Raw genomic sequence first — 11,379 nt, forward strand, 5'->3', positions numbered from 1 at the left:
CTTAGGCTCCCTTGAGGGCTTCGCGCCGGGCGAGCACCGCCGGCCCGGTCTCGGCGAGGTCCCAGTACAGGCCCGCCATCAGCATCAGGGCCTCGCGCGAAGGCGGCCCGAGCAGGTGCTCGTCGGGGCCGTGCTGGAGGCAGGCCGGGTAGGAATGCGGCACCCACAGGGTCGGCAGGCCGAGGATCTCCGAGAAGGCGTCGTTGGGCAGCGAGCCGCCGAGGTTCGGCAGCAGGGCCGGACGCTTGCCCGTGCTCTCGGCGATCGAAGCCAGCACCCAGTCGACCCACGGGTCCTCGACGGGGAGCCGGGTGGCGCGGAACACCTCCGTGCGGGCGGCGCGGACCTCGACCATGGGGTAGCCGTGGGCGTCGAGGTGGGCGCGCAGGGCCGGCAGAATGCCTTCCCAGTCGGTGCCGACGACGAAGCGCAACTGCAGCGTCGCCTTGGCGGTGGGCGGCACGGCGTTGAGCGGCCCGTCCGGGTCGCCGGTCTTGAAGGCCAGCACCTCGAGAGTGTTCCAGCCGAACACGCGCTCGGCCGCGGACAGCCCCGGCTCGCCCCAATCGGCGTCGATCGCCGGCGCGGTCGGGTCGGTGCCCACCGCGATGTCGGCGAGCGCCGCGCGGACGTTGTCGGGGATAGCGGGCGGGCGCAGGGCGTCGAGGAGGATCTTGCCGCGCCCGTCGACGAGGGTGGCGATGGCGTTGGCCAGCACCGTGCCGGGGTTGCGCAGCAGGCCGCCCCAGTTGCCGGAATGGTGGCTGCCCTCGCGCAGGTCCAGCAGCATCTCGAAGGTGTAGCCGCCGCGCGAGCCGAGGAAGACCGTCGGCCGCTCGGCGCTGACGCGGGGACCGTCCGAGGCGATGAGCACGTCGGCCTTGAGCGCTTCGGCCTCGGCGCGGCAAAGGTCGCGCAGTCCCGGCGAGCCGGATTCCTCGCCCATCTCGATCAGCAGCTTGGTGTTGAAGCCGAGCCGCCCCTCGCGCGCCGCCATCACCGCCGCCAGCGCGCCGAGGTTGAGGATATGCTGGCCCTTGTTGTCGGCGGTGCCGCGGCCGTACCAGCGCTCGCCCTCGATGGTGATCGTCCAGGGGGCGAGGCCTTCGCGCCACTGCTCGGGGTAGCCGCGCACGGTGTCGCCGTGTCCGTAGATCAGCACGGTGGGCAGCGCGTCGCCCTCGTGGCGCTCGGCGATCAGGAACGGGCCGTGGACGCCGTCCGGGTTGTCGAGGATGCGGCTGGTGAAGCCGAGCGGCGCGATCCGCGGCACCAGGAAGTCGGCGAGATAGGCCTTCAGCTTCGGCAGCTGCCCCGAGGTCTGGCTCTCGGTCTGGCGGGCGACGGCGTCCTGCAGCACGCTGAGGAAGCCGCCCTCGTCGTAGTGGCGCGCGGCGCGCGCGATCGCGTCGTGTCGGGACATGGGCTCACTCGATCTCCGTGCGGTGGGGTTTTCTGCGGGGCAGGGGCGGTTCAGCGCCGCCCCTCGGGGGCGGTGACGTCGCGGATGCCGTCGCCGAGCAGGTTGATCGCCAGGACGAGGACCAGGAGCGCGATGCCCGGAATGGTGATGACCCAGGGCTGGAAGAACATGTACGGCTTGCCCTCGGCGATCATCAGGCCCCAGGACGGCAGCGGCGGCTGCACGCCGAGGCCCAGGAAAGACAGGGCGGCCTCGAGCAGGATAGCGTGCGCCATCTCCAGGGTCGCCACCACGATGAGCGCGTTGAGGATGTTCGGCAGCACCTCCTGGAACAGGATGCGGGCCGGGGAGAAGCCCGTGGCGCGGGCCGCGGCGATGAAGTCCTGGTCGCGGATCTGCCGGGTCGCCGCGCGGGTGACCACGGCGAAGCGGTCCCAGAGCAGGAAGCCGAGCACCAGCACCACCACCTTCAGCGAGCCGCCGACGAGGGAGGCCATGGCGAGCGCCACCAGCACCACCGGCATGGCCAGCCGCGTGGTGACGACGTAGCTCACCACCGCGTCGACCCGGCCGCCGAAATAGCCGGCGCAGATGCCGAGCGTCGTGCCGATCGCGCCCGAGATGGCCGCCGCGGCGATCCCGATCAGCAGGGAGATCTGGCTGCCGTAGATCAGGCGGCTGAGGTAGTCGCGCCCGAGCTTGTCGGTGCCGAGCACGTGGTCCCAGTTGCCCTTCGCCTGCCAGATCGGCGGGATCAGGCGCCGGGAGACGTCCTGGGCGTAGGGATCGTGGGGCGCGATCAGCGGGCCGGCGAGCGCGCAGAGCAGGATGGTCCCGAGGATGCCGGCACCGATCACGAAGCCGCCGTGGCGGAGCCCGCGCCGGAGCGCCAGGGCGGTGGGCGAGCGGGCGGCGGGGAGCGCCGCCGGCCTGTCGGCCGAGAGGGCCGTCGGCGTCTCGGGCAAGCCGGCCGCGATGGGGGAGGCGGATGGCTGGAGGGTCATTGGCGCAGCCGGGGATCGAGGAAGGCGTTGAGGAGGTCGGCGGCCAGCGTCAGGGCGATGTAGATCATCGCCAGGACCAGCACGATCGCCTGCACCACCGGGAAGTCGTTGCGGGCGATGGATTCCCAGGCGAGCTGGCCAAGCCCCTGGAGCGAGAACACCGCCTCGATCACGATCGAGCCGCCGAGCATGAAGCCGAACTGCACGGCGGCCAGCGCGATCACCGGGATGACGGCGTTGCGAAGCGCATGCCGGATCAGAATCTTGCGCGGTGGCAGGCCCTTGGCGCGGGCGGTGCGGACGTAGTCCGAGGCCAGGACCTCCAGCATGCCGTTGCGGGTCAGCCGCATCACCGCCGGCATGGCGTAGTAGCCGAGCGCGATCGCCGGCAGAACGAAGTGCTTCCAGGTCGTGTTGCCGGAGACCGGCAGCCAGCGCAGATTCACCGAGAAGATCATGATCAGGGTCAGGCCGAACCAGAAGCTCGGCATGGCCTGGCCCAGCACCGAGACCGAGAGGGCGGCCCGGTCGATCCAGGTGTCGCGCCGGACCGCGGCCAGCACCCCGAGGGGGATGGCCACGAAGAGCGCCACGGCCAGCGCCACCACGCCGAGGAACAGGGTGATCGGCAGGCGGGCGGCCAGCAGGTCGATCACGCTCTCGCGGAAGTAGAACGAGTTGCCGAAATCGAGCCGGATCGCTTTGGCCCCCCAGGCGAAGAACTGCGCGAGAAGGGGCTGGTTGAGCCCGTACTGGACCCGGATCGCCTCCACCTGCACGGAGGTCGCCTCCGGCCCCGCGATGGCGGTGGCGAGGTCGCCCGACAGGTGCAGGAGCATGAAGCTCGCCACCGACACCGTCACGGCGACCGCCAGCGCCACCAGACTTCGTTGGATCATGAATCGCAGCATGGCCCGGCTCCCTCGTTCGGTCGGCGGTCGGTCGGCTTCAGGCGCCGGCCGTTACTTCCACTGCGCCGCGTAGAAGCGCGGCAGCTCGTCGGGCTGCGCCGTGAAGGTCAGGTCCGACGTGAAGGCGTAGTTCGTCGAGTACGAGAACAACGGCAGGGCGTAGGCCTGGCCGGCGATGCGTTTGAGCGCTTCGGCGTACTTGACCTTCCGCACGGCCGGGTCGGTCGCCCCATCCCCGGCCTGGAGGGCCGCGATAGTCTCGGGGTCCTTGGTCAGGTCCTCGTCGCCGCCGCGGAAGTAGACGCCCGTGAAGGCCGAGACGTCGAGTACGGAGAACGACCCCCAGGTCTGGAACGCGATCGAGACCTTGCCGCCCCGGATGAGGTCGCGGAGCGCCGCGTAGCGCAGGTAGTTCAGCCGGGCGGTGATGCCGACGGCGCGCAGGTAGCCGATCACGGCCTCGGCGTAGTCGCGCTCGCGGTAAGCGCCGAGGTCGATCTCGAAGCCGTTCGGGTAGCCCGCCTCCTTGAGAAGCGCCTTGGCCTTGACCGGATCGTAACTGTAACGCGGCACGCCCTCGTCGGTGCAGCCGAACTGGTCGATGAAGCAGGCCGCGTTCATCACCCGGCTCCCGCCACGCACGAGGTTGTCCACCATGGCCTTGCGGTCGATGGCGTACGAGATCGCCTGCCGGACGCGGGGATCCTTCAGAGGCGAGTTCTCCTTGGCTCGGCCGAGGGTGTCGAACTGCAGGAACCCGACCCGCATGGTCTCGGCGCTGAGAACGGAGACGTTGGGGGCGCCCTTCAGCTGGTCGGCCTGATCGCTCGGCACGCGCCAGATCCAGTCGATTCCGCCGGTAACGAGCTCGGCCATGCGGCTATCGGCGTCGGGGATAACGCGGAACTCGAGCTTGCCGATCTTGGCCGCGCCGATCGGGCTGCCAGGCCAATACTTGGCGAAGCGCTCCATCTTCACGCCGCGGCCGTTCTCGACCGCGGTGATGCGGTAGGGGCCGGTGCCGACGGGCGCCTTGGCGAAGCCGTCGAGGCCGACCTTCTTGAAGTAGGCCGCCGGGAAGATCGGTGTCGGGCCGGCGAGGTATTCGAGCGCGGCCGGGAAGGGGGCCTTCAAATGGATGCGGACGGTGTGGGCGTCGACGACCTCCGTCGACTTCATCCAGTCGACGTTCTGCTTCGTCACCGTGCGGGCTTCCGGCGTCAGCACGTAGTTGAAGGTGAAGGCCACGTCTTCCGGGCCGAAGGCGTCGCCGTTGTGGAAGGTCACGCCCTCGCGCAGGGTCAGCTCGAGGGTGACGGGATCGACCCATTTCCAGGCGGTGGCCAGCATCGGCTGGTAGGTGCCGGTCTTCGGGTCGCGGTAGATCAGGGTGTCCCAGACGTTGCGGGCCAGGATGACGCCCTCGCGGGCGCTGTTGTGATACGGGCTGACGTTTTCCGGCTCGGTGTCGGAGGCGTAGACCAGGGTGTCGTTCGCCTTGCCGGCGAGCGCCGGGACGCTGGCTGCCAACATCAGCAGGGTGAGCGCGGCGCGTGCCGTGGAGCGGTGTGTCGTCATGATCCTGCTCGCCATGATGTCTGTCCTTCTCACCCGTCCGCACGGCCAGCATCGTACCGCCCGCATCGACCTGCCGCTTTTTTCGTCGTGCCATGGTGTTGTGCAATTGGCATCGCAACAAGTAGAATTTCGTGATTGCTGCCGTGCCGTTTCGGCAATCGACAGGTTTCCATGAACGTTTCGGGCCTTCGCTACGTCTTGGCCGTCGCCAGAACCGGGTCGATCGCCGCGGCCTCCACGCACTTGAACATCGCAGCCTCGGCGATCAGCCGGCAGATCTCCAATCTCGAGAGCGAACTCGACTGCGTCCTCTTCGAGCGTCGCCCGCGCGGCATGGTGCTCAGCCCGGCCGGGGAGCTGCTGGCGGAACACGCGCGCCAGACCCTGCTGCGGGCCGAGCAGGTCGCAGCCGACATCCAGGAATTGCAGGGCCTGGCGCGCGGCTTCATCCGGGTCGCCACCTCGGAGGGTTTCGCCCTCGACCTGCTGCCGAACGCGATCGCGGGGTTCCACGCCGCCCATCCGGGCATCCGCTTCGAGGTGCAGATGCTGCCCCCCGCCCAGGTCACGCACGTGGTGGCGGCGGGCGACGCCGACATCGGCATCACCTTCGCGCTCGCGCCCTCGAGCCTGGTCGCGGTCGCCTACGACAACGCCGTCGAGATGGTGGCGCTCAGTGCCCCCGATCACCCCCTGGCGCGCCGACCCGCGATCCGGCTCGCGGACCTGAAGCCCTACCCGATCGCGGTGCCGACCCTCGATACCACGGCTCGCCGGGTCTTCGACGCGGCCTGCCTCGCCGAGGGCATCACCATCGAGCCGACGCTCACGGCCAACATCCTCTCCGCCCTGCTGCCCTTCGTTCGGCGGACGAAGGGGTTGGCGCTGATGTCGGCCCTCACGGTGCAGACGCCGGTGCGCCTCGGCGAGCTCGTCTGCATCCCGGTGCACGCGCGGATGAGCCTGATGCGCGGCATCCAGGTCCAAGTGATGCGCGACCGCAAGCTGCCGCACGCTGTCCAAGCCTTCTTGCGGCAGCTGGTGGCGGCGCTGCCGCCGACGGAGTCCGGCGGCTTCTGACGCGGCTCAGCCGTTTCGGAAGGTGTAGCTGTAGCCGTTGAGCGCGGGCGCTCCGCCGAGATGGGCGTAGAGCACCTTCGAGCCCTTCGGGAAGAAGCCCTTCTGCACGAGGTCGATCATGCCCTGCATCGACTTCCCCTCGTAGACGGGGTCGGTGATCATGCCCTCGAGCCGGGCCGAGAGGCGGATCGCCTCGACCGTCTCCTTCGAGGGCACGCCATAGACCGGGTAGGCGTAGTCCTCGTTGAGCACGATGTCGTCTTCGGTGATCGCCCGCGCGCCGACGAGCTCGGCGGTGTTCCTGGCGATCTCCAGGACCTGCGCCTTGGTCTGGGCCGGGGTGCAGGAGGCGTCGATGCCGATCACGTTGCGGGCGCGCCCGTCGGCGGAGAAGCCCACCACCATGCCGGCATGGGTCGAGCCGGTGACGGTGCAGACCACGATGTAGTCGAAGTGCAGGCCCATCTCGGCCTCCTGGGCGCGGACCTCCTCGGCGAAGCCGACGTAGCCGAGCCCGCCGAACTTGTGCACCGAGGCGCCGGCGGGGATCGCGTAGGGCTTGCCGCCCTTGGCCTTCACGTCCTCCAGGGCCTTCGTCCAGCTCTCGCGGATGCCGATGTCGAAGCCGTCGTCGACGAGCTGCGTCTCCGCGCCCATGATGCGGGACAGCATGATGTTGCCGACCCGGTCGTAGACCGCGTCCTCGTGCGGGACCCAGGCCTCCTGGATCAGCCGGCACTTCATGCCGATCTTGGCGGCGACCGCCGCGACCATGCGGGTGTGGTTCGACTGCACGCCGCCGATCGAGACCAGGGTGTCGGCCCCGCTGGCGATGGCGTCGGGCACGATGTACTCGAGCTTGCGCAGCTTGTTGCCGCCGTAGGCGAGGCCCGAATTGCAATCCTCGCGCTTGGCGTAGATCAGCACGTCGCCGCCGAGATGGGCCGTCAGCCGCGGCAGGTGCTCGATCGGGCTCGGGCCGAAGGTCAGGGGATAGCGCTCGAACTTCGACAGCATCTTCGCGGGTCCTTCGTGGGTCAGCCCGGAAAAGCTAGCAAAGTCGGGGCGGAAGGTGCTCTCGAAATGCGCCTTCGTTCTCGCTGCGATGAGACGCCTAGTGTTCCTGGCCGCGGGATCCTTGCGTCATCGCCCCCTGGAACGGAAGGATCGTTCATGGACGCTGGGTGCGGGCGACCAAGCTGGGAGATTCGCCGCCGGCTTCAGGCAGGCGGCCGCATGTGCGATGCCGTCCGGGCCCGGTGGACGAGCACGGCCGCACGGCCGCCGACCCGTCCCCGGCCGGCCGGCTCGGCGCGACGGCCCGGTCCGCCCGAGCCGATTCCCGTTACAGGAGACCGTCCGCATGAGCGCCGCCGGCACGCCCCCGCTCGATCTCCCCGACGCCGTGCGGGACGGCAGGCCCACGGTCTGGCGCAACCCGCGCCTGGGCCGCGCCGCCGAGATCCTGCCGGGCCTGGCCTTCGGCCTCGCCGAGGTCGAGGCGGCCGAGGCGCGCTGGCGCCGCTTCGATCCGCTCCTCGCCCGGCTGTTTCCCGAACTCGCGACCGGCCGGATCGATTCGGCCCTCCTGCCGCTCTCCGCCGACCTGGCCGCCCTGGTGTCGGGACGCCCGGGGGCCGCGGCCTGGGTGAAGGCCGACCACGATCTGCCGATCACCGGCTGCATCAAGGCGCGGGGCGGCGTCTACGAGGTGCTGGTCGAGGCCGAGCGGCTCGGCCTCGCCGCGGGCTGGCTCTCGGGCGCGTCCTCCTATGCCCGCCTCGCCGACCCGGATGTCCGGGCGGCCTTCGGCGTCCACACGATCGCGGTGGGAAGCACCGGCAACCTCGGGTTCAGCGTCGGGGTGATCGGCCGCGCCCTCGGCTTCCAGGTCGAGGTGCACATGTCCCACGACGCCAAGGCGTGGAAGAAGCGCCGCCTGCGCGACCTCGGCGCCCGGGTGGTGGAGCATGCGGGCGATTACGGCAGCGCCGTCGCCGCCGCGCGGATCGCCTTCGAGGGCCGCGCCGACGCGCACTTCGTCGATGACGAGAGCTCGGTGGACCTGTTCCTCGGCTACGCGGCGGCGGCCTTCGACCTGCGGCGCCAGCTCGACGCGGCGGGCGTGAGCGTGGACGCGGCCCATCCCTTGTGCGTCTACCTCCCCTGCGGCGTCGGCGGCGCCCCGGGCGGCGTCACCCTCGGCCTGAAACTGCTCTACGGAGACGCCGTGCGCTGCGTCTTCGTCGAGCCCGTCGCCGCGCCCTGCATGCTCGTGCAGCTCGCCGCAGGCCCGGCGCGGTCGGTGAGCGTCTACGAGGTCGGGCTCGACAACCGGACCGCGGCGGACGGCCTGGCCGTGGCCACGGCCTCGATGCTGGTGGCCGGCACCGTCGGGGGCCTCGTCGAGGCCGTGGTGACGGTGGGCGACGCCGACCTGTTCACCTGGCTGCGCGATCTCTGGGACCGGGCGGGCTTGCGCCTCGAGCCGTCGGCGGCGGCGGCCTTCGCGGCAGTGGGGCCGGCCTGCGGCGCCCTGCCCGACGTCGCCCACGCGATGCACGTCGTCTGGACCACCGGCGGGGCGCTGCTGCCGGAGGCGGAGTTCCAGGCCGCCCTCGCACAAGCGGCCTGAGGGGCGGCCGGCCGCCGATCCGGTCGGCGCGGCGCTTGTCTCGCCGCTCGGGCGATCTCACCTACGGCGCCATGGCCAGCGTGTTCGACGTCATCATCGTAGGCGGAGGCGCCGCCGGCATCGGGGCCGCGCGGCGGCTGGCGGCGCATGGCAAGGCGGCGCTGCTGCTCGAGGCCTCGTCGTGCCTCGGGGGACGCGCCTTCACGCAGGATCTCGGCGGCCATCCGCTCGATTTCGGCTGCGAATGGCTCCACTCCGGCGACCGCAACGCCTGGGTCGGCATCGCCGAGGCCTCGGGCTTTCCCGTCGACCGCGGCGAGCCGCCATGGGCGAAGGCGCATCCGTCGCTGGCCCAGGACGCGGACGGCCAGGCGGCGGCGCAGCGGGCCTACGGCGACTGGGAGGAGCGGCTTCGCCTTGTCGCGGCGGGCAGCGACCGGGCGAGCGACGCCCTGGAGCCCGGCGGTCCCTGGAACGCCTACGTGCGCGCCATCGCCGGCTTCATGAGCGGCGTCGCACCCGAGGCGATCTCGGCTACCGACTATCTCGCCTACGACGACGCCGCGACGGGCCGAAACTGGCACCTGCCGCTCGGCTACGGCACGCTGGTCGCGGCCAGCCTGCCGTCCGCGACGACTCTGCGGCTCGCCACCCCCGCCGAGCAGGTCGACCTGACCGCGGACGGCGTCGCCGTCACCACGCGCGCCGGCACCGTCCGCGCCGGGGCCGCCATTCTCACCGTCTCGACCGCGGTGCTGGCCGGCGACGCGATCCACCTGCCCTCCGGGGTCGAGCCCTGGCGCGAGGCCGCCGCCGACCTGCCGCTCGGCCGCAACGAGAAGGTCTTCCTCGAGATCGGGCGCGAGGCCGCGTTCGCGCCGGACACGCACGTCTACGGCAACCTGCACGACCGACGAGCCGCCGCCTATTCGATCCGCCCCAACGGCTGGCCGGTGATCGAGGCGTTCCTCGGAGGCGAGGGCGCCCGCATCGTGGCGGAGGACGGCCCGGCCGCCGGCTTCGCCCACGTCTCAGCCGAGCTGGCCGCGCTGTTCGGAGGCGACATCGCCTCGGCGATCCGGCCGCTGGCCGCGACGTCCTGGAGCCGGATGGCCTCCGTCGGCGGCGCGTATAGCTGCGCCCTGCCGGGCCGCTCGGGTGCGCGGGCGCGGCTCGCCCGGCCCTTCGAGGACAGGCTGTTCTTCGCCGGCGAGGCGACGCACCCGCACGATTTCACCACCGCCCACGGCGCCCACGACAGCGGGCAGCGGGCCGCCGACGAGGCCATGGCGGCGCTCGGGCGCAGGCGGGGCGAGGCGGCCTGACGGAAGGCTCCGGCGGCGTCCATAGGGCCGCAGGGGCCGGAACATCCGCGCACGGGGCCGATTGCCGAAGTTCCCGGACAGCATCACCCGACACGCGCGCCGCACGGTCTGTCCCGTTCGAACCCGGCGCGCCAGGACAGCTTCATGACCGACGCCGCTGACAAGCGCCTCACGATGCAGGATCCGCGCACCCAGTACCCGCAGCCGCCGTTCGAGCGCCAACCGCAGGAGGCGCCGGGCCTCGCCGGAGCGATGGACCCGCAGCCGGACCACGGCGAGACCAGCTACCGGGGCCACGGCCGCCTCGCCGGCCGCAAGGCCCTGGTGACCGGCGCCGATTCTGGCATCGGGCGCGCGGCCGTCATCGCCTTCGCCCGCGAGGGTGCCGACGTGGCGCTCAGCTTCGTCGAGGCCGAGATGCCGGACGCGCGGGCGGTGGCCGAGCTGATCGAGGCGGAGGGCCGTAAGGCGGTGCTGCTGCCGGGCGACATCACCGACAAGGCGTTCTGCGAGACGCTGGTGCACCGGGCTGTCACCGACCTCGGCGGGCTCGACATCCTGGTCAACAACGCCGGCAAGCAGACCAACCAGAAGGACGTCGGCGACATCACCGACGAGCAGTTCGACCGAACGCTGAAGACCAACCTCTACGCGATGTTCTGGATCACCAAGGCGGCGCTGCCGCACATGCCGCCGGGCGCGTCGATCATCAACACGGCCTCGGTCGTGGCCTACAACCCGCCGCAGATCCTCGTCGACTACGCCACCACCAAGGCTGGCATCGTCGCCTTCTCGAAGGCTCTGGCCAAGCAGCAGGTCGCGAAGGGCATCCGCGTGAACGCGGTGGCGCCTGGGCCGTTCTGGACCGCGCTGCAGCCCTCGGGCGGGCAGCCGCAGGAGGCGGTCGAGACGTTCGGCTCCGAGGTGCCGCTCGGCCGCCCCGGCCAGCCGGTGGAGCTCGCGCCGGTCTACGTCTTCCTGGCGAGCCAGGAGGCGAGCTACGTCACCGGCGAGGTCTACGGCGCGACGGGCGGCAACGGCACCGCCTGACCCCGCCGCGCCCGCAAGAGGACCGCTTTCCGCCGGCGCTCCCGCCCCGGCGACGGGGTGCACAAGGGAAAGGGCAGGCGCCGCCGGCACGAACAGGCCGGTGGCGTCTTTAAGACATTGGAACGGATAAGTTTCTCCCAAAGCCGCATCCCCGGGGTCACCGATGCCGCCTCGCGCCCGATGCCACGCCATGGTCGCGGAGCCGAATGCGACCTAGTTTGGTGTCCGGGTCCCGAGACGCGGCGGGGACGACCAGGCTCGGGAAGCAGCCCTCGATGTCACTGACGAAGCGGATCGTGGGCCTGGTCGTGCTGGCCCTGACTCCGGCGTTGGCCGTTCAAGGCTATAACGAATGGCGATTATATCGTTGACA

The 11,379-nt window shown here is 71.1% G+C and carries 10 protein-coding genes; 5 read left to right on the forward strand and 5 right to left on the reverse strand.

The annotated features are described in order from the left end of the window. Position 1: 1 nt before the first annotated feature. Genes MFF13_RS14775 through MFF13_RS14790 form a run of 4 tightly spaced genes read right to left on the reverse strand, consistent with a single transcriptional unit; the run spans position 2 to position 4,916 of the window. Positions 2–1,423, reverse strand: coding sequence for a M20 family metallopeptidase (locus MFF13_RS14775; protein WP_147829144.1), 1,422 nt, complete (start codon positions 1,421–1,423; stop codon positions 2–4). 50 nt (positions 1,424–1,473) lie between these two features. Then, positions 1,474–2,427, reverse strand: coding sequence for an ABC transporter permease (locus MFF13_RS14780; RefSeq protein ID WP_238272433.1), 954 nt, complete (start codon positions 2,425–2,427; stop codon positions 1,474–1,476). Then, a complete protein-coding gene (locus MFF13_RS14785) occupies positions 2,424–3,338 on the reverse strand; it encodes an ABC transporter permease (RefSeq protein WP_147751723.1) in 915 nt (304 codons plus the stop codon). Before MFF13_RS14785 ends, MFF13_RS14780 begins: the two co-directional genes overlap by 4 nt. A gap of 51 nt (positions 3,339–3,389) precedes the next feature. Further along, positions 3,390–4,916: an ABC transporter substrate-binding protein gene (locus MFF13_RS14790; RefSeq protein ID WP_238272434.1), complete on the reverse strand. Its 1,527-nt coding sequence runs from the start codon at positions 4,914–4,916 to the stop codon at positions 3,390–3,392. On the opposite strand from MFF13_RS14790, the gene MFF13_RS14795 reads away from it, so the two are divergent. Next, positions 4,915–5,091: a hypothetical protein gene (locus tag MFF13_RS14795; RefSeq protein ID WP_187273641.1), complete on the forward strand. Its 177-nt coding sequence runs from the start codon at positions 4,915–4,917 to the stop codon at positions 5,089–5,091. The genes MFF13_RS14790 and MFF13_RS14795 overlap by 2 nt on opposite strands. Beyond that, complete coding sequence (locus MFF13_RS14800) at positions 5,088–5,996, forward strand: LysR family transcriptional regulator (RefSeq protein WP_147751725.1); 909 nt, start codon at positions 5,088–5,090, stop codon at positions 5,994–5,996. The genes MFF13_RS14795 and MFF13_RS14800 overlap by 4 nt, the downstream gene beginning before the upstream one ends. 6 nt (positions 5,997–6,002) lie before the next feature. On the opposite strand, the gene MFF13_RS14805 is transcribed toward MFF13_RS14800, so the two are convergent. Then, a complete protein-coding gene (locus MFF13_RS14805; protein ID WP_147751726.1) occupies positions 6,003–7,013 on the reverse strand; it encodes a 1-aminocyclopropane-1-carboxylate deaminase in 1,011 nt (336 codons plus the stop codon). Positions 7,014–7,359: 346 nt separating this feature from the next. On the opposite strand from MFF13_RS14805, the gene dsdA reads away from it, so the two are divergent. The 3 genes from dsdA to MFF13_RS14820 all read left to right on the forward strand — a co-directional run bounded on the left by dsdA (position 7,360) and on the right by MFF13_RS14820 (position 11,006). Next, entirely contained in the window at positions 7,360–8,631 is a 1,272-nt protein-coding gene (dsdA, locus tag MFF13_RS14810; RefSeq protein WP_147829150.1) for a D-serine ammonia-lyase, read from the forward strand. Between the two features lie 71 nt (positions 8,632–8,702). Next, positions 8,703–9,956, forward strand: coding sequence for a flavin monoamine oxidase family protein (locus MFF13_RS14815; RefSeq protein ID WP_147829193.1), 1,254 nt, complete (start codon positions 8,703–8,705; stop codon positions 9,954–9,956). Between the two features lie 144 nt (positions 9,957–10,100). Then, positions 10,101–11,006: an SDR family oxidoreductase gene (locus MFF13_RS14820; protein ID WP_238272435.1), complete on the forward strand. Its 906-nt coding sequence runs from the start codon at positions 10,101–10,103 to the stop codon at positions 11,004–11,006. The last annotated feature ends 373 nt before the right edge of the window (positions 11,007–11,379 follow it).

Origin of the sequence: Methylobacterium cerastii (genome assembly GCF_022179125.1) — a bacterium.
In the GTDB taxonomy this organism is placed as follows: domain Bacteria; phylum Pseudomonadota; class Alphaproteobacteria; order Rhizobiales; family Beijerinckiaceae; genus Methylobacterium; species Methylobacterium cerastii.